21 protein-coding genes are annotated in these 24,174 nt (G+C 71.0%); 10 read left to right on the forward strand and 11 right to left on the reverse strand.

The window, feature by feature from the left end; all coding sequences use genetic code 11:
* Positions 1–31 precede the first annotated feature (31 nt).
* On the forward strand, positions 32–493 hold the full coding sequence (locus tag ACFWBN_RS03985; protein ID WP_385170121.1) for a GatB/YqeY domain-containing protein: 462 nt from the start codon (positions 32–34) through the stop codon (positions 491–493).
* 103 nt (positions 494–596) lie between these two features.
* Here ACFWBN_RS03985 and ACFWBN_RS03990 read toward each other — a convergent pair whose 3' ends face one another.
* A complete protein-coding gene (locus tag ACFWBN_RS03990; protein WP_385170124.1) occupies positions 597–2,900 on the reverse strand; it encodes a transglycosylase domain-containing protein in 2,304 nt (767 codons plus the stop codon).
* A 386-nt stretch (positions 2,901–3,286) separates the two neighbouring features.
* Here ACFWBN_RS03990 and ACFWBN_RS03995 point away from each other — a divergent pair, with 386 nt between their 5' ends.
* Positions 3,287–3,637, forward strand: coding sequence for a WhiB family transcriptional regulator (locus ACFWBN_RS03995; protein ID WP_382637509.1), 351 nt, complete (start codon positions 3,287–3,289; stop codon positions 3,635–3,637).
* A gap of 66 nt (positions 3,638–3,703) precedes the next feature.
* Here ACFWBN_RS03995 and ACFWBN_RS04000 read toward each other — a convergent pair whose 3' ends face one another.
* On the reverse strand, positions 3,704–4,960 hold the full coding sequence (locus ACFWBN_RS04000) for an ArsA family ATPase (RefSeq protein ID WP_385170127.1): 1,257 nt from the start codon (positions 4,958–4,960) through the stop codon (positions 3,704–3,706).
* On the reverse strand, positions 4,957–5,940 hold the full coding sequence (locus ACFWBN_RS04005) for an ArsA family ATPase (RefSeq protein WP_385170130.1): 984 nt from the start codon (positions 5,938–5,940) through the stop codon (positions 4,957–4,959). The genes ACFWBN_RS04000 and ACFWBN_RS04005 overlap by 4 nt, the downstream gene beginning before the upstream one ends.
* 53 nt (positions 5,941–5,993) lie before the next feature.
* Between ACFWBN_RS04005 and ACFWBN_RS04010 the strand changes: the two genes are divergently transcribed.
* The 4 genes from ACFWBN_RS04010 (at position 5,994) to ACFWBN_RS04025 (ending at position 8,680) form a co-directional block, all read left to right on the forward strand.
* Positions 5,994–6,155 (forward strand): DUF4177 domain-containing protein, encoded by a 162-nt coding sequence (locus ACFWBN_RS04010; RefSeq protein ID WP_007264966.1) that lies wholly within the window; start codon positions 5,994–5,996, stop codon positions 6,153–6,155.
* The gene (locus tag ACFWBN_RS04015) at positions 6,152–6,622 is read left to right on the forward strand and encodes a RidA family protein (protein WP_385170133.1); all 471 of its coding nucleotides are present in this window, start codon (positions 6,152–6,154) and stop codon (positions 6,620–6,622) included. Before ACFWBN_RS04010 ends, ACFWBN_RS04015 begins: the two co-directional genes overlap by 4 nt.
* Positions 6,623–6,923: 301 nt before the next feature.
* Entirely contained in the window at positions 6,924–7,838 is a 915-nt protein-coding gene (locus tag ACFWBN_RS04020) for an NUDIX hydrolase (protein WP_385170136.1), read from the forward strand.
* A complete protein-coding gene (locus ACFWBN_RS04025; protein ID WP_385170139.1) occupies positions 7,835–8,680 on the forward strand; it encodes an MBL fold metallo-hydrolase in 846 nt (281 codons plus the stop codon). Before ACFWBN_RS04020 ends, ACFWBN_RS04025 begins: the two co-directional genes overlap by 4 nt.
* A gap of 22 nt (positions 8,681–8,702) precedes the next feature.
* On the opposite strand, the gene ACFWBN_RS04030 is transcribed toward ACFWBN_RS04025, so the two are convergent.
* Positions 8,703–9,506, reverse strand: coding sequence for a nucleotidyltransferase domain-containing protein (locus ACFWBN_RS04030; RefSeq protein ID WP_385170142.1), 804 nt, complete (start codon positions 9,504–9,506; stop codon positions 8,703–8,705).
* Positions 9,507–9,743: 237 nt separating this feature from the next.
* Positions 9,744–10,418 (reverse strand): Crp/Fnr family transcriptional regulator, encoded by a 675-nt coding sequence (locus ACFWBN_RS04035; RefSeq protein WP_003981529.1) that lies wholly within the window; start codon positions 10,416–10,418, stop codon positions 9,744–9,746.
* A gap of 254 nt (positions 10,419–10,672) precedes the next feature.
* On the opposite strand from ACFWBN_RS04035, the gene nth reads away from it, so the two are divergent.
* From nth to ACFWBN_RS04050, 3 genes are all read left to right on the forward strand, one after another.
* Positions 10,673–11,530, forward strand: a complete 858-nt coding sequence (nth, locus tag ACFWBN_RS04040) for an endonuclease III (RefSeq protein ID WP_385170145.1) — start codon at positions 10,673–10,675, stop codon at positions 11,528–11,530.
* Between the two features lie 93 nt (positions 11,531–11,623).
* The gene (locus tag ACFWBN_RS04045; protein WP_385170148.1) at positions 11,624–12,346 is read left to right on the forward strand and encodes an NUDIX hydrolase; all 723 of its coding nucleotides are present in this window, start codon (positions 11,624–11,626) and stop codon (positions 12,344–12,346) included.
* 13 nt (positions 12,347–12,359) lie between these two features.
* On the forward strand, positions 12,360–13,562 hold the full coding sequence (locus tag ACFWBN_RS04050; protein WP_385170151.1) for a MarP family serine protease: 1,203 nt from the start codon (positions 12,360–12,362) through the stop codon (positions 13,560–13,562).
* Between the two features lie 310 nt (positions 13,563–13,872).
* Here the strand turns inward: ACFWBN_RS04050 and ACFWBN_RS04055 are convergent, their stop codons facing one another.
* From ACFWBN_RS04055 to ACFWBN_RS04075, 5 genes are all read right to left on the reverse strand, one after another.
* Complete coding sequence (locus ACFWBN_RS04055; RefSeq protein WP_385170155.1) at positions 13,873–14,829, reverse strand: alpha/beta fold hydrolase; 957 nt, start codon at positions 14,827–14,829, stop codon at positions 13,873–13,875.
* On the reverse strand, positions 14,826–15,284 hold the full coding sequence (locus ACFWBN_RS04060; protein ID WP_385170157.1) for a phage holin family protein: 459 nt from the start codon (positions 15,282–15,284) through the stop codon (positions 14,826–14,828). The genes ACFWBN_RS04055 and ACFWBN_RS04060 overlap by 4 nt, the downstream gene beginning before the upstream one ends.
* Before the next feature lie 54 nt (positions 15,285–15,338).
* Positions 15,339–16,760 carry a Na+/H+ antiporter NhaA gene (nhaA, locus tag ACFWBN_RS04065; protein WP_385170160.1) on the reverse strand — a complete coding sequence of 474 codons (1,422 nt, stop codon included), beginning with the start codon at positions 16,758–16,760 and terminating at the stop codon, positions 15,339–15,341.
* A gap of 187 nt (positions 16,761–16,947) precedes the next feature.
* Entirely contained in the window at positions 16,948–18,945 is a 1,998-nt protein-coding gene (acs, locus tag ACFWBN_RS04070; RefSeq protein ID WP_385170163.1) for an acetate--CoA ligase, read from the reverse strand.
* A 167-nt stretch (positions 18,946–19,112) separates the two neighbouring features.
* Positions 19,113–21,539 (reverse strand): SulP family inorganic anion transporter, encoded by a 2,427-nt coding sequence (locus tag ACFWBN_RS04075; RefSeq protein ID WP_385170166.1) that lies wholly within the window; start codon positions 21,537–21,539, stop codon positions 19,113–19,115.
* Between the two features lie 234 nt (positions 21,540–21,773).
* Here ACFWBN_RS04075 and ACFWBN_RS04080 point away from each other — a divergent pair, with 234 nt between their 5' ends.
* Entirely contained in the window at positions 21,774–23,084 is a 1,311-nt protein-coding gene (locus tag ACFWBN_RS04080; RefSeq protein ID WP_385170169.1) for a hypothetical protein, read from the forward strand.
* On the opposite strand, the gene ACFWBN_RS04085 is transcribed toward ACFWBN_RS04080, so the two are convergent.
* Positions 23,038–24,069, reverse strand: coding sequence for an ATP-binding protein (locus tag ACFWBN_RS04085; protein WP_385170172.1), 1,032 nt, complete (start codon positions 24,067–24,069; stop codon positions 23,038–23,040). The two genes, ACFWBN_RS04080 and ACFWBN_RS04085, sit on opposite strands and share 47 nt — an antisense overlap.
* Positions 24,070–24,174 lie beyond the last annotated feature (105 nt).

The raw sequence follows: 24,174 nt of genomic DNA on the forward strand, positions 1-24,174 counted from the left end.
CACCGCCCCCGCACCTGGCAGACTCAGGCCCATGACCACGCTCAAGGCCAAGCTCCAGGAAGACCTCACGACCGCGATCAGGGAGCGGAACGAGCTGCACTCGTCCACCCTGCGACTGACCCTCTCCGCCATCACCAACCAGGAGGTCGCGGGCAAGGAGGCACGCGTGCTCTCCGACGAGGAAGTCCTCAAGGTGATCGCCAAGGAGGCGAAGAAGCGCCGCGAGGCCGCGGACGCCTTCGCCCAGGGCGGCCGTCCCGAGCAGGCCGCGCGCGAGACCGCAGAGGGCGAGTTCCTCGACACCTACCTGCCCAAGCAGCTCTCCGACGACGAGCTCGCCGCGATCGTGGCGCAGGCCGTGGAGGAGGCGAAGGCCGCAGGAGCCGAGGGGCCGCGGGCCATGGGCGCCATCATGAAGATCGTGGGCCCGAAGGTCGCGGGGCTGGCAGAGGGCGGGCGCGTCGCCGCCGCCGTCAAGAAGCACCTCTCCTAGCACCGGGCGAGTAGCCCGCGCGGAGTAGCCCGCCGGGAGCAGAAGACACAAAGAGGGAGGGGCCCAGCCGGAACCGGCTGGGCCCCTCCCTCTGTGCTGCTTCCTACTGGTCCTCGCGGCCGCCGATCAGGCCCGGGTCGAGGGTGATCCGGGGGAACGGGTTGCCCGGGGTGGCGCCGCCCGTCGTCCCGCCGGTGGCTCCGGCCGCCGTCACCCCGCCGGGGCGTCCGCCGGGCTTGCCGTCGCCGCCCGGCTTGCCGGGCTTCCCGGGCTTGCTCGGGGTGGTGGTCGGCCGCCCGCCGTTGTTGCCGCCCGCGCCGCCCGGGACCACGGGGTCCGGGATGCTGATCGTGGTGAAGTTCGGGGCCTCGCGCCCGGACAGGGCGCCGGTGACCGCGTCCTTCCAGATCGGGCCGGGCAGGCCGCCGCCGAAGACCTTCTCGTACGGCTTGCCGCCGATCACGATGTCCTCCATCGTGATCTTCTTGGTGCCGCCCGAGCCGACCCACACCGCGCCGGAGATGTTCGGGGTGTAGCCGACGAACCAGGCGTTGTACCGGGAGTCCGTCGTACCCGTCTTGCCCGCGTTGTCGCGGTCGGACAGGCCGGCCCGCTCACCCGTACCGGAGTCGACCACTCCGCGCAGCAGGGTGTTGATGGCGTCGGCCGTGTTCTCCGTCATGGCCCGCTCGCACTTGGTCTTCGGCACCGCGAGGGCCTTGCCGTGCGCGTCGGTGATCGACTCGATGGCGACCGGCGTGCAGTAGACGCCCCGGTTGGCGAAGGTCGCGTACGCGTTGGCCATGGTGAGCGGGGAGAGTTCGGCGGAGCCGAGCGCGATCGACGGTCCTTCGGGCAGCTTCGAGCCGTCCGCCGGGACCACGCCGAGCTTCTGCGTCATCTCCGTCACGGGGCAGAGCCCGATCTCGGCGATCATCTGCACGAAGTACGTGTTGATGGACTTCTCCATCGCCGTCCTCAGCGCGTACGGACCGATCTCGTCCTCGGTCTCGTTCTCGGCCGTCTCCAGCTTTCCGTTCCGGGCCACGTTCATGTACTGCGACCCGTCGCACCGCGAGATCCCGCTCGGGTAGTCCATCCTGTTCGGCGCCGGGTACACCTGCGTCGGCGGCGTCCCCCGCTCCAGGGCGGCCGCCGCGATGAACGGCTTGAAGGTCGAGCCGACCTGGAAGCCGAAGTTCGAGCCGCCCATCCGCTTGTCCACGGAGTAGTTGATCTGGGTCTCGTTCTTCCCGAAGCCGTACGGCTTGGACTGCCCCATCGCCAGCACCCGGCCGGTGCCCGGCTGGACCATGGTCACGGCCGTCGCGACCGAGTCCTCCTGGTAGACGTGGTCCTTGATCGACTCGTTCGCCGCGTCCTGGGACTGCGGGTCCAGGGTCGTGCGTACGGTCAGGCCGCCCTGGTTCCAGACCTTCGCCCGCTCCTCGCGCGTCTTGCCGAAGACGGGGTCGGTCAGGAAGGAGTTGCGCACGTAGTCGCAGAAGAAGCCGGCGCCCTTGACGGCCGTGATGCAGCCGTTCTTCGGCTTGGTCACCTTGAGCGTGACCGGCTTCGCCTTCGCCGCGTCCGCCTCCGCCTGCGAGACGTCCTTCACGTCGGCCATCCGCTGCAGGACGACGTTGCGGCGCTTCGTCGCCTCCTGCGCGTCGTTCACCGGGTCGTACCGGCTCGGCGACTGCACGACGCCCGCCAGCAGCGCGGACTCCTCCAGGGTCAGGTCCTTGGCCGGCTTGCTGAAGTAGCGCTGGGCCGCGGATTCGATTCCGTAGGCCTGCTGACCGAAGTACGTGATGTTGAGGTAGTTCTCGAGGATCTTCTTCTTCCCGAGCTCCTCCTCGACCTGGATGGAGTACTTCAGCTCGCGGATCTTGCGTCCGAGGCTCTTCTCCTGGGCCTCGCGCACCTTGGTCTCGTCGTCGCCGGCCTCTTCGACGAACACGTTCTTCACGTACTGCTGGGTGAGGGTGGAGGCGCCCTGGGCCGCGCCGCCCTCCTGTGCGTTGCGGTTGACCGCGCGCAGGATGCCCTTGAGGTCGACCGCGCCGTGTTCGTAGAAACGCGAGTCCTCGATGGCGACGATCGCCTTCTGCATGTACGGGGAGATCGCCGTGAGCGGGACCACCTGACGGTCGCGCGAATAGACAGTGGCGATCTGGACACCTTCGGCGTCCAGAATCGTGGTCCGCTGGCTCAGTGGCGGGGTCTTGAGATTGGCCGGGATCTCATCGAATCCCTCGACCGTGCCCTTGGCGGCAAGCCCCAGGGCGCCTGCCGCCGGGATCGCCATGCCGGCCAGCACAACTCCGGAGAGAACGGACACTCCGAGGAACTTGGCGGCCTGCTGGCTCCCCGTGAGCCCGCCGCCCGAGCGCTTCTTTCCCATGGAGGGCAGCCTACGTTCTCATTCGCCGGACACGCGCGAATGCCTTGGCCTAAGCTGTCCCCAACTGTCACAGCAGTGTGGTGCGACATCAACCCCTCGGCTTGATTTTCACCCTTCCCGAATGGGGTGGACTCATGTCCGAATCCCGCCTGCTGTGTTCATGGTGCCCCGCCGATTCCACCCGAATCGCCGGAATGGTCGGGCATGTCGCCGGATCACTCCGTCGGGTGATCTGCCGCTTACCCATAGTCCGTTCGGACCATTCAAGATTGGGCCCGTCGGGGGTGTTGCACTGTGCTCGCCTTCCGTAACGTCCTCAACTGGCAGCGGTGAATATGCCGCTACCGCCGTGGGGGAGCCTCGATTCGGGAGAGGACGGCGCCGGGATGGGCTGGGTTACCGACTGGAGTGCGCAGGCAGCCTGCCGCACTACCGATCCGGATGAATTGTTCGTTCAAGGAGCGGCACAGAACAGGGCCAAGGCGGTGTGCACCGGATGTCCGGTGCGGACCGAGTGCCTGGCCGACGCGCTCGACAACCGTGTCGAGTTCGGAGTGTGGGGCGGAATGACCGAGCGGGAACGACGTGCGCTGCTGCGCCGGCGTCCCACCGTCACCTCGTGGCGACGGCTGCTCGAAACCGCCCGCACGGAGTACGAGCGCAGTACGGGCATCCTCACCATGGATGACGATGCGGAGATCGACGTTCCGTACGAGACGTACGCGGCAGCCGGGTAGATCACCCGGACGCCACGTCACGCGCCACGCCGTGCCAGAGCACGGCACGGCACGTCGTACGAACGCCTACGCTCCGGCCGGAACCCCGGCCGCGAGTCGCTCTCCGATGGCCTGCAGCCCGGCGAGGTCGTGTACATCGCCGGGCAGGGCGGCCACTTGGGCCACCGCCACTTCGGGGTGCAGCGAGGTGAAGCGATCGCGTGTGCGCTGTTCGCGCGCGATCACCTGCATGCGCTCGGCGTGCAGGCGCAGCAGCCCCGCCGTGATCGCGTCGACCTCCGTGGTGTCGTCGCCGTCGCTGTCGGCATCACGAAGTCCAGCTTTCCCGGACTCCTGATCGACAATGCCGCCCTCTTCAAGATTCTCTGCGGCGGCCAACGCCCGTTCGGCGGACAGCTGGTCGGCGCCGCTGCCGTGCACCCGGTTCAGCACCAGGCCGGCCAGCGGCATGCTCTCCGCGGCCAGCCGCTCCACGAAGTACGCCGCCTCGCGCAGCGCGTCCGGCTCGGGCGCCGCGACCACGAGGAAGGCCGTACCGGGCGCCTGGAGCAGCCGGAAGGTGGCGTCCGCCCGCGTGCGGAACCCGCCGAACATCGTGTCCATCGCCGCCACGAAGGTCTGTACGTCCTTCAGCAGCGAGGCACCCATCAGCTTGCTCAGCGTGCCGGTCATCATCGACATGCCGACATTGAGGAACTTCATCCCCGCCCGGCCGCCCACCTTCGCCGGAGCCATCAGCACGCGGATGAACTTCCCGTCCAGGAAGGACCCCAGGCGCTTCGGCGCGTCCAGGAAGTCCAGCGCCGACCGGCTCGGCGGGGTGTCCACGATGATCAGGTCCCAGTCGTCCCGGGCCCGCAGCTGCCCCAGCTTCTCCATCGCCATGTACTCCTGCGTGCCCGCGAAGCCGGCCGACAGCGACTGGTAGAAGGGGTTGGCGAGGATGGCCTGGGCCCGCTCGCCGTCCGCGTGCGCCTCGACGATCTCGTCGAACGTCCGCTTCATGTCCAGCATCATGGCGTGCAGTTCACCGCCATCGGCGCCCACGCCCGCGACCTTGCGCGGGGTGTTGTCCAGCGAGTCGATGCCCATCGACTGCGCGAGCCGCCGCGCCGGGTCGATGGTGAGCACGACCGCCTTCCGCCCGCGCCCGGCCGCCCGTACGCCGAGCGCCGCGGCCGTGGTGGTCTTGCCGACGCCGCCCGCGCCGCAGCACACGATGATCCGGGTCTCCGGATCGTCCAGCAGCCCGTCGACCGCCAGCCCCGGCGGAGTGTCCAGTCCCACGGTTTCCAGTCCCACGGTGTCCACCCCCTCGCTCATTCGGCCACCGACTGCTTCCGCAGTTCCTTGGCCAGCTGGTAGAGCCCGCCCAGATCCATCCCCGCGCCGAGCAGGGGAAGTTCGTACGTCGGCACGTCCAGCCCGGCCAGTACGGTGCGCTGCGCGCGCTCCAGCTCCACCCGGCTCGCGTGCTCGGCGGCCTGCGTGAGCAGCGGGTCCACCAGCCGCTCGGCCAGCCCGCCGCGCCGCGCGCCGCCGAGGCCGGCCCGGGACAGCGCCTTGGCCACCTCGGCGCGGTGGTCGCCGGCCGCGGTGCGCAGGGTGTCCTCGTCCAGGTGGTGCGGACGCACCATGTTGACGACGACGCGGCCCACGGGCAGCCCGGCATCCCGGAGTTCGGCGATGCCGTCCGCGGTCTCCTGGACCGGCATCTCCTCCAGGAGGGTGACCAGGTGGACGGCCGTCTCGGGGGACTTGAGCACCTTCATGACGGCCTGGGCCTGGTTGTGGATCGGCCCGAACCGCGCCAGGCCCGCGACCTCGTCGTTGACGTTCAGGAAGCGGGTGATCCGCCCGGTCGGCGGCGCGTCCATGATCACGTGGTCGTAGACGTACCGGCCTGCCTTGTCCTTGCGCCGCACCGCCTCGCACGCCTTGCCCGTCAGCAGCACGTCGCGCAGCCCGGGGGCGATGGTCGTCGCGAAGTCGATGGCGCCGAGCTTCTTGAGGGCGCGGCCGGCCGAGCCGAGCTTGTAGAACATTTGCAGGTAGTCCAGCAGCGCCCGCTCGGCGTCGATGGCGAGCGCGTAGACCTCACCGCTGCCGCCGGGCGCCACGGCGATCTTCCGCTCCTCGTACGGGAGCGCCTCGGCGCCGAAGAGCTGCGCGAGCCCCTGCCTGCCCTCGACCTCCACCAGAAGAGTCCGCTTGCCCTCGCGCGCGAGGGCAAGCGCGAGTGCCGCGGCGACCGTGGTCTTGCCGGTGCCGCCCTTGCCGCTGACCACCTGGAGCCTGCTCACAGCGTCCGAGCCTAATTCCTTCGCTCCGCACGGCAGGCACTACCCTCGCTCCCATGACCAAGAAGTTCGAATACGCGACGGTCCCGCTGCTTGTTCACGCCACCAAGCAGATCCTGGACACCTGGGGCGAAGACGGCTGGGAGCTCGTCCAGGTCGTGCCCGGACCGAACAACCCCGAGCAGCTCGTGGCCTACCTGAAGCGGGAGAAGGCATGAGCGGCGTCGTCGAAGCGAAGCTGGCCGAGCTCGGCCTGACCCTGCCCGAGGTCGTCCCGCCGCTGGCGGCGTACCAGCCGGCGGTGCGGTCGGGCGCCTACGTCTTCACCGCGGGCCAGCTCCCGATGGTCAAGGGCAGCCTGCCGCTCACCGGCAAGGTCGGCGCGGAGGTCTCGGCGGAGCAGGCCAAGGAGCTCGCCGCCACCTGCGCGCTGAACGCCCTGGCCGCCGTCAAGTCGGTCATCGGCGACCTCGACAAGATCGCGCGTGTCGTGAAGGTCGTCGGCTTCGTCGCCTCGGCCCCGGACTTCACGGGCCAGCCGGGTGTGCTGAACGGTGCCAGCGAGCTCCTGGGTGCCGTCCTCGGTGAGAAGGGCGTCCACGCCCGCAGCGCGGTCGGCGTGGCGGTCCTCCCGCTGGACGCGCCGGTGGAGATCGAGATCCAGGTCGAGGTCACCTCTTCCTGACGCGCCGCTCGCACGTCTCGGCCCTGGCGGGCCTCCCCGGCTTCGCGCCGCTGCGCCGGACTCTGTCCGGCGGCCCGCCGGGGCCGCTCGCGTTCCCGTCCCGGGCTCTGACCGGGGTCCGGGCGGAGCCCGGTCCTGTACCCGTGGCCGGGACAATCCACCCCTCCGGCGTTTGAGGTGGGGGTCCCCCCCGGACGGAGTCTGGGGGAGGGTCTGGGGCGGAGCCCCAGCAGTGGCGCCGCACCCGCCCACGGGCCGGGGGCCCCTCGAACATCGGGCCGGATGGCCGTAGCATCCCGCCATGCCGAATGGTCAGCACGGTCCTCAGCAGCCGCAGCCCCACCAGCCCCCCGCCGGAGGCCAGTGGTACCCGCCGGAGTGGCCCGACCGCATCCGGGCGCTCGCGGACGGCTCGCTCACCCCCGTGGAACCGAAGCGCGCAGCCACCGTGATGCTGCTGCGCGACACCCCCGCCGGGCCCTCCGTCCACATGCTCCGCCGCCGGGCCTCGATGGCCTTCGCCGGGGGCGCGTACGCCTATCCGGGTGGCGGGGTGGACCCCCGCGACGCGGAACACCAGGTCGGCTGGGCAGGGCCCTCCCGGCAGGACTGGGCCGCGCGGCTCGGCACCGATCCCGCCGTCGCCCAGGCCATCGTGTGCGGTGCGGTGCGGGAGACCTTCGAGGAGGCGGGCGTGCTGCTCGCCGGGGAGACCGAGGACACCGTCGTCGGCGACACCACCGGCGACGCGTGGGAGGCCGACCGGCAGGCCCTCGTGGCGCGGGAGCTGTCCTTCGCGGAGTTCCTCGACCGCCGCGGCCTGCGGCTGCGCTCCGACCTGCTCGGGGCGTGGGCCCGCTGGATCACCCCCGAGTTCGAGCCGCGCCGCTACGACACCTGGTTCTTCGTCGCCGCCCTCCCCGAAGGGCAGCGCACCCGCAACGCCTCCACCGAGGCCGACCGGACCGTCTGGATCCGCCCCGCGGACGCGGCCGACGGGTACGACAAGGGCGAGCTGCTGATGATGCCGCCCACCATCTCCACCCTGCGCTCCCTGGAGCCGTACGGGAGCGCCGCCGACGCGCTCACCGCGGCCGGGGCGCAGGACCTCACCCCGGTTCTGGCCCAGGCCTCGCTGGAGGACGGCGTACTCGTGCTCAGCTGGCCGGGACACGACGAGTTCACCAAGCGAGTGCGCCTCGGAGGCCCCGCATGACCGACGCCGCCGCCCTGCCCGGACAGCCCCGCGGAGTCGTCGCCTCCGGGCCCGCGACCGCCCGCGCGGTCAACATCCTGGCCCCCAACGCCTCCGCGATGACCCTGGACGGCACCAACACCTGGCTCCTCTCCGAGCCCGACTCGGAGCTGGCCGTCGTCATCGACCCCGGCCCGCTGGACGAGGCGCACCTGCGCGCGGTCATCGCCACCGCCGAGCGGGCCGGCAAGCGGATCGCCCTCACCCTGCTCACCCACGGCCACCCCGACCACGCCGAGGGCGCCGGCCGTTTCGCCGAGCTCACCGGTACCAAGGTCCGCGCGCTGGACCCGGCCCTGCGCCTCGGCGACGAGGGCCTGGCCGCGGGCGACGTGATCCGGACCGGCGGCCTGGAGCTGCGGGTGGTCCCGACCCCCGGCCACACCGGGGACTCCCTGTGCTTCCACCTGCCCGCCGACCGGGCCGTCCTGACCGGCGACACGATCCTGGGCCGCGGCACCACCGTCGTCGCGCACCCCGACGGCCGCCTGGGCGACTACCTGGACTCCCTGCGCCGCCTGCGCTCGCTGACGGTCGACGACGGGGTGCACACCGTCCTGCCGGGCCACGGGCCGGTCCTGGAGGACGCCCAGGGTGTCGTCGAGTACTACCTGGCCCACCGCGCGCACCGGCTCGCCCAGGTCGAGACGGCCGTCGAGAACGGCTTCACCAGCCCCGAGGCGGTCGTCGCCCAGGTCTACGCGGATGTGGACCGCTCGCTGTGGCCGGCGGCGGAGTGGTCCGTCCGGGCGCAGCTGGAGTACCTCCAGGAGCACGGCCTGATCCCGGGCGGCCCCGAATGAGCACGCGGGCCCCGGCCACGCGTCAGGGCCGCGGGGCCTTCGGGCCGTGCCGGGCCGTGTGCTCGTCCGCGAGCCACGGCCCGAGGTCCTCGATGTAGGTGCGCAGCACGGCCGGGTCGGCGACGGGATCCAGGGCCACGGCGGCCGCGGCCCGCATCTGGGCCGCCCGCTCCGGGTAGTACGCGCCGAAGATCTCCGCGGATTCGCCCAGGTCGCTGGTCCAGCCGCCCCACCGCGGCATGACCAGGGTGAACCCGGTGCGCACCAGGCGCCGCGCGAAGGCCCGGCTCAGCCTGCGGTACTCCTCCGGCGCCGACGCGCCCTGCACCTTCGCCCGCCACCCCGGCAGTACGTCGGCCAGGTCGCCGTTGGTCTCGCGGGCGAGCAGGCTGTCCGGGCGGTAGCGGGGCAGGTGCTCGGCGAGGTCCGCGCCGAGCAGCGGGGTGCACAGGCACGCGAGGAACCAGCCCAGGTCGTATCGTTCCTGCTCGCTCAGCAGGGTGTCCTTGCCGTAGAGCAGGATCCCGGCCCCGTCGATCTCGGGGAAGTCCTCGTCGAGCCCGCGGGACAGCACCTCGGCGGCGTCCCGGTCCTCGTCGGCGGGCTCGTGGTGCAGGGCGAGGAGCAGGTCGAGGTCGGACCGCCCGGGCCGGGCCGTCCCGCGCGGCAGGGACCCGTACAGGTAGGCGCTGTGCAGCCGCCGGCCGTAAGCCTCGGCGACCCGCTCCCGAGCGGCGGCCACGACCGGCCTGAACTCGGCCTGCACCCGCCCGAGGGCGCCCTCCCGCTCGATGTACCCGTCCGCATCCAGGCCTCTGTGCTCCATGCCTCCACTGTGCCCTTGTCCCTGCCGGGATCGGCCGCCCAAACGCCCGAGCCTCGCGGCTTTCGCCCGGCAAAACCAGCCCCGCCGCACAGATCCGGCAGCGGTGCCGCACAATCCAGCCCCGCCGGCGTTTGAGGCGCGGGGGCTCGGGGGCAGCGCCCCCGCAGCGGCGCCGCACCCGAACACGCGAAAGGGGCCCCACCCAGCGGGCGGGACCCCTCACAGCGAAGACCAGCGTCAGCGCGACCGCTTCGCCAGCCGCTCCACATCCAGCAGGATCACGGCGCGGGCCTCCAAGCGGAGCCAGCCGCGGCCCGCGAAATCGGCCAGCGCCTTGTTCACGGTCTCGCGGGAGGCGCCGACGAGCTGCGCCAGCTCCTCCTGCGTGAGGTCGTGCACCACGTGGATGCCCTCCTCCGACTGCACGCCGAAGCGGCGCGACAGGTCGAGGAGCGCCCGCGCCACACGGCCGGGTACGTCGGAGAAGACCAGGTCGGACATCTGGTCGTTGGTCTTGCGCAGGCGCCGGGCGACGGCGCGCAGCAGCGCGGTCGCGACCTCGGGCCGGGCGTTCAGCCAGGGCTGCAGGTCGCCGTGCCCGAGGCCGAGCAGCTTGACCTCGGTCAGCGCGGTGGCGGTGGCGGTGCGCGGGCCCGGGTCGAAGAGCGACAGCTCGCCGATCAGCTCGCCGGGGCCGAGGACGGCCAGCATGTTCTCGCGGCCGTCGGGGGAGGTGCGGTGGAGCTTCACCTTGCCCTCGGTCACCACGTACAGCCGGTCGCCGGGGTCGCCCTCGTGGAACAGGGCGTCACCGCGTGCGAGGGTCACCTCGCCCATGGAGGCGCGGAGCTCCGCGGCCTGCTCGTCATCGAGCGCCGCGAAGAGCGGGGCGCGCCGCAGAACGTCGTCCACGAGTCTCTCTCCTATGTCGACCAGCTCAGGGGACCGGTCTCCCATTTTGCCGGACGGCTCAAACAGTGCGATCAATCACTACCAAGGATGCCGGACGTACGCGTGTGCTGTGCGGTGTGAGTCCAATCGGGGTGGTGTTACCTGAGGTCCGGGCGGGTGTCAGCGGCCGGCCTTAGGCTGGCCGGGTGTCCAATAAGCCGGTGAGAGCACAGGCCAAGGGGTCCGCGGGAGTGACGGCGGCCCATAATTCAGCCGTGGGCGAACAAGCCCCCGGGAAGGCATCTTCGCAGGCCCCACCCGCCTCCGAGGGCAAAGCTTCGGCCAAGAAACCGAGGGCGGCCGAGCCCGAATCCCGCCTGGCCATGGTGCGCAGGGCCCGCCGCATCAACCGCGAGCTGGCCGAGATCTATCCGTACGCCCATCCGGAGCTCGACTTCCGCAATCCCTTCGAGCTCCTCGTCGCGACGGTGCTGTCCGCGCAGACCACCGACCTGCGGGTGAACCAGACGACCCCGGCCCTCTTCGCCGCCTATCCGACCCCCGAGGACATGGCCGCGGCCGCTCCCGAACATTTGGAGGAGCTCATCCGGCCGACCGGGTTCTTCCGGATGAAGGCCAAGTCCCTCCTCGGCCTCTCGCAGGCCCTGCGGGACAACTTCGGCGGGGAGGTGCCGGGGCGGATAGAGGACCTGGTGACCCTGCCCGGAGTCGGCCGCAAGACGGCGAACGTGGTCCTCGGCAATGCGTTCGGGGTCCCCGGGATCACGGTGGACACGCACTTCGGCCGACTGGTCCGCCGCTGGAAGTGGACCGAGCAGCAGGATCCGGAGAAGGTCGAGGCGGAGATCTGCGCGATCTTCCCGAAGAGCGAGTGGACGATGCTCTCGCACCGGGTCGTCTTCCACGGCCGGCGGATCTGCCACTCGGCCAAGCCGGCCTGCGGGGCCTGCCCGATCGCCCCGCTCTGCCCGGCGTACGGGGAGGGCGAGACGGATCCGGAGAAGGCGAAGAAGCTGCTCAAGTACGAGAAGGGCGGCCAGCCGGGCCAGCGCCTGACCCCGCCCCCGGACTACCCGGGCCTCCCGGCCCTGCCGTTGGGCGCAGGCTCCTGACGCGCCCGAACCCGGCAGCGGCGCGCAGCCGTAGGAACGAATCGGTACCCGGGCCGCGTTTGGCGGTGTGGGAGAACACGGACAGGGATGCCTATGACGCGCGGTAGCGGTACACGGGACGAAACGGCGGCGACAGCCCGCGAGGGGGCCGACATCGAGGTGTCCGCCGACGGCCTGCCCGACTGGCTGGAGCCGGTCGAGCGCGCCGCGCGGACCATCGAGCCGCCCCAACTCAGCCGGTTCCTGCCGCCCGAGGACGGCCGCGGGCGGCAGTCCGCCGTGCTCGTCCTGTTCGGCGAAGGCCCCCGCGGCCCCGAGCTGCTGCTCATGGAGCGCGCCGGCACCCTCCGCTCGCACGCGGGCCAGCCGTCCTTCCCCGGCGGCGCCCTCGACCCGGAGGACGGCGATCCGCACACCACCGGCCCGCTGCGCGCCGCCCTGCGCGAGGCCGAGGAGGAGACCGGACTCGACCCCTCCGGTGTCCAGATCTTCGGGGTCCTGCCCCGGCTCTACATCCCGGTCAGCGAGTTCGTCGTCACCCCGGTCCTCGGCTGGTGGCGCGCCCCGAGCCCGGTCGGCGCCGTGGACCCGGCCGAGACGGCCCGCGTCTTCACGGTGCCCGTGGCGGATCTCACGGACCCCGAGCACCGGGTCACGACCGTCCACCCGAAGGGTCACCTGGGGCCGGGTTTCACCGTCGAATCGGCTCTGGTCTGGGGTTTCACGGCCGGAGTGATCGACCGGCTGCTGCACTTCGCGGGCTGGGAGCGCCCCTGGGACCGCTCGCGGCAGGTCCCGCTCGACTGGCACGCGTGAGACGGTGGCCCCTGTGAACGTGCTGGACATCCTGTTGCTGCTCGCGGCCGTGTGGTTCGCGATCGTCGGCTACCGCCAGGGGTTCGTCGTCGGCATCCTGTCGGTGATCGGATTCCTCGGCGGTGGTCTCGTCGCCGTGTCCCTGCTCCCGCTGGTCTGGGACCGGGTGACCGACGACGGGACCCAGGCGTCCACCACGGTCGTCGTGATCGCCGTGGTCGTGATCATCGTCTGCGCCTCGGTCGGCCAGGCCCTCACCACCCACCTCGGCAGTCGGCTGCGCCGCCACATCACCTGGTCACCGGCGCGCGCGCTCGACGCGACCGGCGGGGCCCTGGTCAACGTGGTCGCGATGCTGCTGGTGGCCTGGCTGATCGGACTGCTGGTGGCCCAGACGGCGCTGCCCAGCGTGGGCAGGGAGGTCCGCAACTCCAAGGTGCTCCTCGGCGTGTCGCGGGTCCTGCCCGACCGGGCCGACAGCTGGTTCTCGGACTTGAGCTCGACCCTCGCGCGCAACGGCTTCCCGCAGGTGTTCAGCCCGTTCTCCAACGAGCCCATCACCGAGGTGAAGGCGCCCGATCCGGCGCTCGCCAGCAGCCCGATCGCCGAGCAGGCCAAGCGTTCGATCGTGAAGGTCGTCGGCACCGCGCCGAGCTGCAGCAAGGTGCTGGAGGGCACGGGCTTCGTCTTTGCGCCGGGCAAGGTGATGACCAACGCGCACGTCGTCGGCGGTGTCGGCGAGCCGACCGTGCAGATCGGCGGCGAGGGCAAGCTGTATGACGGCAAGGTCGTGCTCTACGACTGGGAGCGCGACATCGCCGTACTCGACGTGCCCAAGCTGAAGGCGCCGGCGCTGGAGTTCTCCGAGAAGGACGCGGCCAGCGGCACCGACGCGATCGTCGCCGGCTTCCCGGAGAACGGCGCGTACGACGTCCGATCCGCCCGCGTCCGCGGCCGGATCAACGCCAACGGCCCGGACATCTACCACCGGGGCACCGTCCGACGGGACGTCTACTCGCTGTACGCGACGGTCCGCCAGGGCAACTCCGGCGGCCCGCTGCTGACGCCCGACGGCAAGGTGTACGGGGTCGTCTTCGCGAAGTCCCTCGACGACCCCAACACCGGCTACGCCCTGACGGTGGACGAGATCCGCGACGACATCCGGATCGGCAAGAGCGCCGTGCAGCGGGTCGAAAGCCAGGGCTGCGCCCTCTGAGCCTTCCGCGCCGCCGCGTCCGCGCGGTCTCTACGTCCGCGGATGGCGCAGGCGTGCCGAGACCCAGCGGGCCCGGCGGCGCAGGATGCGCGGAATTCCGAGTCTGAGGTCGTGGCCGTGCCGGCCGACCCTCTCGTGGGTGCCCGGCGCAGTGGCCGAGCGGCGTTCGTGTGCGGTGTCACCGTAGTCGTGCGTCCAGCCCATACTCCGAGCTGTGCCCGTGCCCCAAGGTCGGTAACCCCGTACACGGCGGCCAATTGGCCTATGCGCCAGGCAATTGAATGACTGTCATACCGTGCGGTGGGGCGGGTCAGCGGTCCGGCTCGGGATCCTTCAGCCAGTTCACCAGCTCGGTCGAGAAGGCGACCGGGTCCTCCTCGTGCGGGAAGTGCCCGAGACCGTCGAACAGCCGCCACCGGTACGGGGCTTCGACGTACTCCCCGGAGCCGGCCGCACTGCGCGTCCGCATCACCGGGTCGAGCGAGCCGTGCAGGTGCAGCGTCGGCACGCGCACCGGCCGCTTCATCCGCCGGTTGAACTGGAGCCCGTCGGGCCGCGCCATCGACCGCATCATCCAGCGGTACGGCTCGATCGAGCAGTGCGCGGTGGACGGGATGCACATCGCCCGCTGGTACACGGCGAGATCCGCGTCCTCCGGAAGCAGCGGCCCGGACCAGTCCCGGATCAGCTGTCCCACGAGGGCCCCGTCATCGGCGACGAGCTGCCGCTCGGGGACGAACGGCCGCTGGAAGCCCCAGATGTGCGAACTGGCCCGGGTCTGCCCGAAGTCCGACAGCATCGCCGAGCGCCAGCGGCGCGGATGCGGCATGGAGGAGACGACGAGGCGGCGCACCAGCTTGGGCCGCATCACGGCCGCCGTCCAGGCGAGGTACCCGCCCAGGTCGTGCCCCACGAGCGCGGCGTCCGGCTCGCCGAGGGACCGTACGACCCCGGTGATGTCGAGCGCCAGGTTGGCGGGGTCGTAGCCGCGCGGGGTGCGGTCGCTGCCGCCCACGCCGCGCAGGTCCATGGCGACCGCCCGGTAGCCGGCGTCGGCGAGTGCGGTCAGCTGGTGCCGCCAAGTCCACCAGAACTGCGGGAAGCCGTGCAGCAGCAGCACCAGCGGCCCGTCACCCAGTTCGGCGACGTGGAAGCGGGCACCGTTGGCGGCGACGTCCCGGTGCGTCACCGTCCTCCCGGGCACGTCGAGCCGGACCGCCGTGGCAGCGGTGGGCGGAGTGCCGGCGTCAGGCGAGGGGGCTGTCATGAAGACGAGCGTGCCACACCCAGGGCCTTGTCACTCACCGGCCGCGCGTGCGGCTTGACGGTCCCGACGAGCGCCGCGGTCTGCTTGACCGACTCGATGGTCTTCACCGGCGGCTTGACCTTCTTGAACTTGACCACGGCCAGCAGCCCGACCAGGCCCGCGAGCAGCCAGAACGCGCCGCCGACGATGAGGAAGGACCACGCGAGGCCGAGCCCGAGGTTATGGATCCCGTACGCGGCGGCGAAACTCAGTACGGGGAGGGAGAAGAGCACGAGCACGCCCGCGACGATGGCGGCGCCGCTGCCGATCCCCGCGCGCTTGACGTCCTGCTTGAGCTCCACCTTGGCGAGGGCGATCTCGTCGTGCACCAGGGCGGACATCTCGGCCGTGGCCGAGGCGACCAGCTGGCCGAGTGTGCGCTCGGCTCCCTGCACTCCTTGGTCCCCTGCGCTCATCGCTCTCTCCCTCTGTCGTCTGCTGCCGGCGGCTGTCCTCCGTCGTCAGTCAGATCATGCCGGACGGTCGCCCTCGGCGCTGGACCCGGCTGCCGCTTCGGCCGGGCCGCCGGCCGCCGCCTCGGCCCTGCGGCGGTGCTCCGCGGCCTTGTTCTCGTAGATCTCCGCCATCCGCAGGTGGTACGCCGGGGTGTGCTCCTCGTAGATGTCCGGGATGCCGTCGAGGTCCTCGTCGCGCTCCTCGGCCTCGGTGAGCGCCCGGTACCTGCGGTCGCGCAGCTTGAGCAGGACGCACGCGACGACCGCTGCGATGAGCGAGCCGATCAGGACGGCCGCCTTGACCTCGTCGGTGAGGATCTCGTCGCCCGCGAAGGCCAGCTCGCCGATCAGCAGCGAGACGGTGAATCCGATGCCGGCGAGCGAGGCCACGGCGAGTACGTCGGGCCAGGCGAGGTCCTCGTTGAGCTCGGCCTTGGTGAAGCGGGCGGCCAGCCAGGTGCCGCCGAAGATGCCCACGGTCTTGCCGACGACCAGGCCGAGGACGACACCGAGGGTCTCGGGCCGGCCGAACACCTGGCCGATGGACTCGTCGGAGAGGGAGACCCCGGCGGAGAACAGCGCGAAGAACGGGACGGCGAGACCTGCCGAGACGGGCCGGATCAGGTGCTCGATGTGCTCGCCGGGGGAGTGCTGCTCGCCGTCCTTGCGGGTGCAGCGGAGCATCAGGCCCATGGCGACACCGGCGATGGTGGAGTGGATGCCGCTGTTGTACATCAGGCCCCAGATGACCAGGGCGAGCGGGACGTACACGTACCAGCCGCGGACGTTCTTGCGCAGCAGGAACCAGAAGAGGACCAGGCCCACGACGGCGCCGCCGAGCGCCATGAAGTCGATCTCGTCGGTGAAGAACACCGCGATGATCAGGATGGCGAAGAGGTCGTCGACGACGGCGAGGGTCAGCAGGAAGGCGCGCAGGGCGGACGGCAGCGAGGTGCCGATCACCGCGAGGACCGCGAGCGCGAAGGCGATGTCGGTCGCGGTCGGGACCGCCCAGCCGTCCATCGAGCCGTCGCCGAGCGTGTTGACCAGCGCGTAGACCAGGGCCGGGACGGCCATGCCGCAGAGGGCGGCGATGACCGGGAGGGCGGCTGCCTTGGGATCGCGCAGGTCGCCCGCGACCAGCTCGCGCTTGAGCTCGATGCCGGCGACGAAGAAGAAGATCGCGAGGAGGCCGTCGGCGGCCCAGTGCTGGATCGACAGGTCCAGGCCGAGGGAGCCGGGGCCTATGTGGAAGTCCCGGACCGTGTTGTAGCTGCTGGTCAGGGCGGGCGTGTTGGCCCAGATCAGGGCGGCGATCGCGGCCACCAGCAGCAGCACGCCACCGACGGTCTCGGTGCGCAGGGCGTCGGCGACGAAACGGCGCTCCGGGAGGGAGAGCCGGCCGAGCAGCTTGCGGCTGGGGGTGGGCGTGGCCACGGTGGGACACCTCCGGGTGGTCGACGGCATGACAAACGCTGTTGCCGACCAGACTTCCCGGCGCACCCTGTGGTTTTTACGCTTTGAATATTTTACAGGGTGTACGCGAGGGCGTATCCGGCGATCATCACCTTATGCGCGAAAGGGGCATCCGGCGCGGCGCGCCGGATGCCCCTTTAGTCGTGTCTCAGTCCTCGCTGGAAGCGCTCGGCAGCTTGCTCTGGATCAGGTCCATGACCGAGGAGTCGGCGAGCGTGGTGACATCGCCGACCGCGCGGTTCTCCGCCACGTCGCGCAGCAGACGGCGCATGATCTTGCCCGAGCGGGTCTTCGGCAGCTCCTGGACCGGCAGGATCCGCTTCGGCTTGGCGATCGGGCCGAGCGTCGCGCCGACGTGGTTGCGCAGCTCCGCGACCAGGCCTTCGGTCTCGGAGGCGGTGCCGCGCAGGATGACGAAGGCCACGATGGCCTGGCCGGTGGTCTCGTCGTTGGCGCCGACCACGGCCGCCTCGGCGACCGACGGGTGCGAGACCAGCGCCGACTCGACCTCGGTGGTCGAGATGTTGTGGCCGGAGACCAGCATCACGTCGTCCACCCGGCCGAGCAGCCAGATGTCGCCGTCGTCGTCCTTCTTGGCGCCGTCGCCCGCGAAGTACTTGCCCTCGAAGCGGGACCAGTAGGTGTCGATGAACCGCTGGTCGTCACCCCAGATGGTGCGCAGCATCGACGGCCACGGCTCGGTGAGGACCAGGTAGCCGCCTCCGCCGTTGGGGACCTCGTGCGCCTCGTCGTCCACGACGGTGGCGGAGATCCCGGGCAGGGCGCGCTGCGCGGAGCCCGGCTTGGTGTGCGTGACGCCCGGCAGCGGGGAGATCATCATCGCGCCGGTCTCCGTCTGCCACCAGGTGTCCACGATCGGGCAGCGGTCGCCGCCGATGTGCTTGCGGTACCAGATCCAGGCCTCGGGGTTGATCGGCTCGCCGACCGAGCCCAGGACGCGCAGGCTCGACAGGTCGAACTTCGCGGGGATGTCGTCGCCCCACTTCATGAACGTACGGATGGCCGTCGGCGCCGTGTAGAGGATGCTGACGCCGTACTTCTGCACGATCTCCCAGAAGCGGCCCTGGTGCGGGGTGTCCGGCGTGCCCTCGTACATCACCTGGGTGGCGCCGTTCGCGAGCGGCCCGTAGACGATGTACGAGTGCCCGGTCACCCAGCCGATGTCGGCGGTGCACCAGTAGACGTCGGTCTCCGGCTTCAGGTCGAAGACCGCGTGGTGGGTGTACGCGGCCTGCGTGAGGTAGCCGCCCGAGGTGTGCAGGATGCCCTTCGGCTTACCCGTGGTCCCCGAGGTGTAGAGGATGAAGAGCGGGTGCTCGGCGTCGAAGGCCTGCGGGGTGTGCGCGGTGGACTGGCGGCCGACGACCTCGTGCCACCAGACGTCGCGGCCCTCGGTGAAGGCGGTGTCCTGGCCGGTGCGCCGCACCACGAGCACGTTCTTGACCTGCGGACACTTGCCGACGGCCTCGTCGATGGCGGGCTTGAGCGCGGTGGGCTTGCCGCGGCGGTAGCCGCCGTCGGCGGTGATGACCAGCTTCGCGTCGGCGTCCTGGATGCGGGAGGCGACGGCGTCGGCCGAGAAGCCGCCGAAGACCACGGAGTGCGCGGCGCCGACGCGGGCGCACGCGAGCATCGCGATGACCGCCTCGGGGATCATCGGCAGGTAGACGGCGACGCGGTCGCCGGCCTGGACGCCCAGCTCGGTCAGGGCGTTGGCGGCCCGGGAGACCTCGTCCTTGAGTTCGGCGTAGGTGATCGCGCGGCTGTCGCCGGGCTCGCCCTCGAAGTGGATGGCGACGCGGTCGCCGTTGCCGGCCTCGACGTGGCGGTCCACGCAGTTGTAGGCGACGTTCAGCTTGCCGTCCGCGAACCACTTCGCGAAGGGCGGGTTCGTCCAGTCGAGCGTCTCGGTCGGCTCCGTGGCCCAGGTCAGCCGCCGGGCCTGCTCGGCCCAGAAGCCCAGCCGGTCCGCGTCGGCCTGTGTGTACGCAGCCTCTGTCACATTGGCGGCGGCGGCCAGATCGGCGGGCGGTGCGAACCGCCGCTCCTCCTTGAGCAGATTGGCCAGGCTTTCATTGCTCACGACATCTCCCTTTCCCAGGGTGTCCGTTGTGTCCCCGGGCATAGCTCATCAGTCAGCGGCCCAGGTGACAAGGGGTAGCCGAGAATTGGTTTAGACCTATAGCACGGCTGGGTTCGCGCGCGAAAGGCCCCTTCCCGCTGCAGGGTGCGGGAAGGGGCCAAAACGATTGCACGGATACGGGAGGCTATCGGTTCAGACGCGCTGTGGTTTCAGGCGTTCTGTCCGACGGGTCCGACGGTTCCGACGGTGTCGAAGACCCGGCAGTCGAAGAAGTCCTCGCCGTCGGAGAGCAGGTACGCCTGCGCCTCGCCCACGTGGAAGTACATCCCGTGCAGCTCCAGCGTGCCCTCGGCGAGCCGCCTGGCCACCGATTCGTGGGCCCGCAGGTGCTCCAGCTGCTGCACCACGTTGGTCAGGCACAGCTGCTCCACGGCGTCCGCCGGGAGCCGGCCCGAGATCCGGGCCCAGGCGTGGTGCCGGCTGGCCATCCGCTCCAGGCTGGGCAGCCCGTGGCGCAGCCAGCGGCGCAGCGGGGTCATCGGGGTTCCGGGCGCGGAGTTGAGCAGGGCCTGCATGGCCCCGCAGCCCGAGTGCCCGCACACCGTGATGCTGTCCACCTTGAGCACGTCCACCGCGTACTCGATGGCCGCCGCGACCGAGTCGTCGGTGGACTCGGCGCCCGGCAGGGGGACCAGATTGCCGACGTTGCGAACGGTGAAGAGGTCGCCCGGCCCGCTGGCCGTGATCATGCTGGTCACCAGGCGGGAGTCGGCGCAGGTGAGGAAGAGCTGGGAGGGCCGCTGCCCCTCGCGGGCCAGGCGGGCCAGCTCGTCCCGTACGTGCGGCGCGGTATCCCGCTGGAAGGCGCTGATCCCGTTGGCCAGTTGGCCGGCGCCGCGCCGCCGGGGGGCCGACCCGGGGGCCGCGGCGGTGTCGGCCGCGTCCGAGGCCTCCGGTGTGCTCGTAAGGGTCCCCGTGGTCCGGTGGTCGCAGTGGTTCTGCCACGGCGTCCAGGGGCGGCAGCACTGGTGCCCGCCGCGCTGGGGCGTGCGCCGGGACCGGTCGGTGCGGTGGGCCCCGCCGGTGCGGTGCGTTCCCTCGGTGTGGCGGGTCCCCTCGGTGTGGTGGGCCCGATGTGACCGGTCGGCCTCGGCGATCGCGCCCCCCGATCCGGTGCGGCCGGTGACCTCCACCGAACCCCCGTGCGCCAGATGGGATTCCTGCCAGTCCTTCAGCGTCTCGTAGGCCGCGTGGTCCATGAACGAGCCGTCCAGCTCGACCACCGCGTGCCCGTGGTGTGGGATCTGGTTCAGCACCCGGCTCAGCCGCGGTACCGCGAGGAAGGTCAACTGCCCCCGTGCCCAGACCCGGTGGCCCCCGTCGTCGAGCTGCTCCAGGGTGATCCGGGTCCGGGCCAGCCGGTGCAGGGCCAGCGCGACGGCCACCGCGATGCCGATGGCCACGCCCTCCAGGACCCCGCCGAGCACCACGGCCACGATCGTCGTCCCGTAGACCACGACCTCCCGGTGCCGGGTGACACTGCGCAGGTGCGTGATGCTGACCATCTGCACGCCCACCGCCATCACCAGGGCGGCCAGTGCGGCGAGCGGGATCAGATCGAGGACCGGTACGAGCAGGGCGGCCGCGAGCAGCACCCAGAACCCGTGCAGCATGGCCGACTTCCTGGTGGTCGCACCGGCCTTGACGTTGGCCACGCTGCGGACGGCCACTCCCGTGATGGGCAGTCCGCCGAGGGCCCCGGAGACGATGTTCGCCGCGCCCTGCCCCCGCAGCTCCCGGTTGAGGTCGGCGCGGGGCGGGCGGTTGCCGGTGCGCCGCTCGGAGGCGATCAGCTTGTCCGTCGCGACCGCGGAGAGAAGCGACTCCACACTGCCGACCAGGGTGATGGTCAGTACGGCGGCGATGATGCCGAGGACCGGGCCCTCGGGCAGCTCGGGCAGGGCGTGGCTGCGCCAGGACGGCAGGTCCACCCGGGGCAGGGTGAGTCCCGCCAGCGCCGCGAAGGCGGTGGCCGTGGCGACGGCGGCGAGCGCCGCGGGCACCTTGCGCAGCGCGCGGCCGGCCCGCCCGGGCAGCCGCGGCCAGCCGAGCAGGACGAGCAGGGTCAGTGCGCTGATGCCGAGCGCGCCCGGATGCAGATCGGCCAACTGGGCGGGCAGCCCCTGGACGTTGGCCACGGCGGAGCTCTGCGGGGTGCCGCCGAGCACGATGTGCAGCTGGGCCAGCGCGATGGTCACGCCGATGCCCGCGAGCATGCCGTGCACGATGGCCGGGCTGACCATGAGCGCCGACCGGGCGGTGCGCAGTGCGGCGAGGCCGAGCTGGCAGAGCCCGGCGAGCACGGTGATGGCGCACGTGGTACGCCACCCGTAGTGCTGGATCAACTCCGCGGTGACGACCGTGAGTCCGGCCGCGGGCCCGCTGACCTGGAGCGGCGCGCCGCCGACCCGTCCGGCGACGATCCCGCCCGCCGCCGCGGCGACCAGGCCCGCCTGGAGCGGTGCGCCGGTGGCCAGGGCGATGCCGAGCGAGAGCGGCAGGGCGATCAGGAAGACGGCGATGGAGGCGGAGAGGTCTGCGGAGAGGTTCGTGGGTGTGGGGGAGGTGTCTGTCATAGGTCCCGTCTCCTCGGGGGAGGGGTGAAGCGGCGGGAGTCTCAACACTCGGTAAATGGATGGTAATGGAGAGTAAAGAGAAGTGGTGGGTAATACGGGCAAATGGCCTAGAAATTAGCGCTCAAGGGTGATTAAGCATTTTGTACGGCTTGTCACATCTCCCCCAAAGCAGACCGCATGGGACGTTGCGGCGCGGAAGCCCTGAAACGGAACTGCGAGGGAGAGGTGGGGCGGATGATCGCCGCCACGAAGAAGATCGCCGGCGGCCTGGTCGCCACGGCGCTGGTCCTGGGAGTCGCCGGGTGCACCTCCTCGGAGCCCGCCAAGTCCCCGGCCCCCGGGCCCCACAACGCCCGGAAGGGCGCCAACGCCCCCGAAGCCCCCGGCAGTGTCAACCGGCCCATCGGCGACGGCTCGACCGCGTACACCGGCGGGCAGCCCCACGTACGGAAGGCGGAGAAGCTCAAGCCCGGTGAGAAGCCGCCGCAGTTCGTGGTCTTCTCGTGGGACGGGGCCGGCGAGGACAGCCAGAAGCTCTTCTCGCACTTCCGCGAGGTCGGCAAGAAGTACAACGCCCGGATGACGTACTTCCTCAGCGGCGTCTACCTGCTCCCGGAGGAGAAGAGTTCCCTCTACACCGCCCCCCAGCACTCACCCGGCCGCTCCGACATCGGCTTCGGCGACCTCCAGGGCATCAAGGACACCGCCACCCAGGTCCGCGCGGCCTGGCTGGAGGGCAACGAGATCGGCACCCACTTCAACGGCCACTTCTGCGGTCCCGACGGCGGCGTCGGCACCTGGTCGGTCGAGGAGTGGAAGAGCGAGATCAACCAGGCCAAGTCCTTCGTCAAGAACTGGAAGACGAACGCGGGCCTGAAGGACATGGCGGCGCTCCCCTTCGACTACGACAAGGAGCTGATCGGCGCCCGCACGCCGTGCCTGGAGGGCCAGAAGAACTTCATGCTGGCGGCGAAGGACATGGGCTTCCGCTACGACTCCAGCGGCATCAGCAAGCAGATCTGGCCCAAGAAGACGGACGGGCTCTGGGACATCCCGCTCCAGCTGGTGCCCATGCCGGGCCGTGCCTTCGACACCCTGAGCATGGACTACAACTACATGGTCAACCAGTCCGGGACGACCTCGCAGGGCGACCCGTCGCAACACCAGTACTGGGGCGACCAGATGCGCGACGGCCTGCGACAGGCCTTCGACCGGACCTACCAGGGCAACCGCGCACCGCTGATCATCGGCAACCACTTCGAGTCCTGGAACGGCGGCACCTACATGCGCGCCGTCGAGGAGTCGATCAAGACCATGTGCACCAGGCCGGAGGTCCGCTGCGTGCCCTTCCGCGAGCTGGCGGACTGGCTCGACGCCCAGGACCCGAAGACCCTGGAGTGGATGCGCACCCTCGACGTCGGCGAGGCGCCGAAGGAGGGCTGGACGAAGTTCCTGACCGCGGGGCCGCCGCCCGCGCCGCCGACGGCCCCCGCCGAGGTCAAGCCGGCTGCGGAGCCGGCTGATGAGGGTGCGGACGAGGGCTGACGAGCGCCTCGCGCCCCGCGGCCCCCTCGCGCAGGACGAAATCGGGGTCGACCTGGTCCGCCAGGTCGATCCCGGTCTTGGCGTTGCCCCAGCTCTCCGCGTTCTTGAGGTGGAACCGCACCATCTGCTCGGTGTACCGCTCCCAGTCGCGGTGCGCGTACGAGTCGTCGGCCGCGTCCTGGAGGGCCTGGAGGGCGAGCCGGTTGGTCGCCTCCAGCAGCTCGAAGGCGGCCGGCCGGCCCTTCTCCATCGCGCGCACCCAGTCCGAGTGCCCGACGGTGACCAGCAGGTCCTCGCCCACCTCGTCCTGGAGGAACTCGATGTCGTCCGGGCCCTGCACCTTGTTCCCGATGACCTTGAGCGAGACCCCGAAGTCCCGCGCGTACTCCTTGTACTGGCGGTAGACGGAGACGCCCTTGCGGGTCGGCTCGGCGACCAGGAAGGTCACGTCGAAGCGGGTGAACATGCCGGAGGCGAAGGAGTCGGAACCGGCGGTCATGTCGACCACCACGTACTCGTCGGGGCCGTCGACGAGGTGGTTGAGGCAGAGCTCGACCGCCCCGACCTTGGAGTGGTAGCAGGCCACGCCCAGATCGGCCTCGGTGAACGGCCCCGTGGCCATGAGCCGTACGGGCTCCCCGTCGAGCAGGAGGGTGCGCGCGCAGGCGTCGTACACCGGGTTGTCCTCGGTGACCCGCAGCAGGCGCGAGCCCCGGCCGGGCGGGGTGGTCTTGATCATCGTGTCGGCGGACGCGATGCGCGGGTTGGAACCCCGCAGGTAGTCCTTGATCAGGGGCAGGTGCGCGCCCAGGGCGGGCAGTTCGGCGGCCTCGTCCTCGGCGAGCCCGAGCGCGGCGCCCAGGTGCTGGTTGATGTCGGCGTCCACCGCGACGACGGGGGCTTCATTGGCGGCGAGGTGGCGGATGAAGAGGGAGGACAGCGTCGTCTTGCCGCTGCCGCCCTTTCCCACGAAAGCGATCTTCATGTTCACCAAGCGTAGTGGACTGATCGCGGGGAGTTGTCAAGGTGAGTGAAGAAGACCACTCCAAGGAGGGGTCGGTGCTATGGGTGTGCAGTGCGTAGGCTCCCT

This window comes from Streptomyces sp. NPDC059989, from assembly GCF_042736975.1.
Classification (GTDB): domain Bacteria; phylum Actinomycetota; class Actinomycetes; order Streptomycetales; family Streptomycetaceae; genus Streptomyces.

Coding starts and splice junctions, on each gene's coding strand:
- ACFWBN_RS04000 (WP_385170127.1), bottom strand. CDS start 4,960: ATGAGCGAGGGGGTGGACACCGTGGGACTGGAAACCGTGGGACTGGAC.
- ACFWBN_RS04010 (WP_007264966.1), top strand. CDS start 5,994: ATGACCAAGAAGTTCGAATACGCGACGGTCCCGCTGCTTGTTCACGCC.
- ACFWBN_RS04030 (WP_385170142.1), bottom strand. CDS start 9,506: ATGGAGCACAGAGGCCTGGATGCGGACGGGTACATCGAGCGGGAGGGC.
- ACFWBN_RS04020 (WP_385170136.1), top strand. CDS start 6,924: ATGCCGAATGGTCAGCACGGTCCTCAGCAGCCGCAGCCCCACCAGCCC.
- ACFWBN_RS04075 (WP_385170166.1), bottom strand. CDS start 21,539: ATGACAGACACCTCCCCCACACCCACGAACCTCTCCGCAGACCTCTCC.
- ACFWBN_RS04085 (WP_385170172.1), bottom strand. CDS start 24,069: ATGAAGATCGCTTTCGTGGGAAAGGGCGGCAGCGGCAAGACGACGCTG.
- ACFWBN_RS04015 (WP_385170133.1), top strand. CDS start 6,152: ATGAGCGGCGTCGTCGAAGCGAAGCTGGCCGAGCTCGGCCTGACCCTG.
- ACFWBN_RS03990 (WP_385170124.1), bottom strand. CDS start 2,900: ATGGGAAAGAAGCGCTCGGGCGGCGGGCTCACGGGGAGCCAGCAGGCC.
- ACFWBN_RS04080 (WP_385170169.1), top strand. CDS start 21,774: ATGATCGCCGCCACGAAGAAGATCGCCGGCGGCCTGGTCGCCACGGCG.
- ACFWBN_RS04025 (WP_385170139.1), top strand. CDS start 7,835: ATGACCGACGCCGCCGCCCTGCCCGGACAGCCCCGCGGAGTCGTCGCC.
- acs (WP_385170163.1), bottom strand. CDS start 18,945: ATGCCCGGGGACACAACGGACACCCTGGGAAAGGGAGATGTCGTGAGC.
- ACFWBN_RS04060 (WP_385170157.1), bottom strand. CDS start 15,284: ATGAGCGCAGGGGACCAAGGAGTGCAGGGAGCCGAGCGCACACTCGGC.
- ACFWBN_RS03985 (WP_385170121.1), top strand. CDS start 32: ATGACCACGCTCAAGGCCAAGCTCCAGGAAGACCTCACGACCGCGATC.
- ACFWBN_RS04045 (WP_385170148.1), top strand. CDS start 11,624: ATGACGCGCGGTAGCGGTACACGGGACGAAACGGCGGCGACAGCCCGC.
- ACFWBN_RS04055 (WP_385170155.1), bottom strand. CDS start 14,829: ATGACAGCCCCCTCGCCTGACGCCGGCACTCCGCCCACCGCTGCCACG.
- ACFWBN_RS03995 (WP_382637509.1), top strand. CDS start 3,287: ATGGGCTGGGTTACCGACTGGAGTGCGCAGGCAGCCTGCCGCACTACC.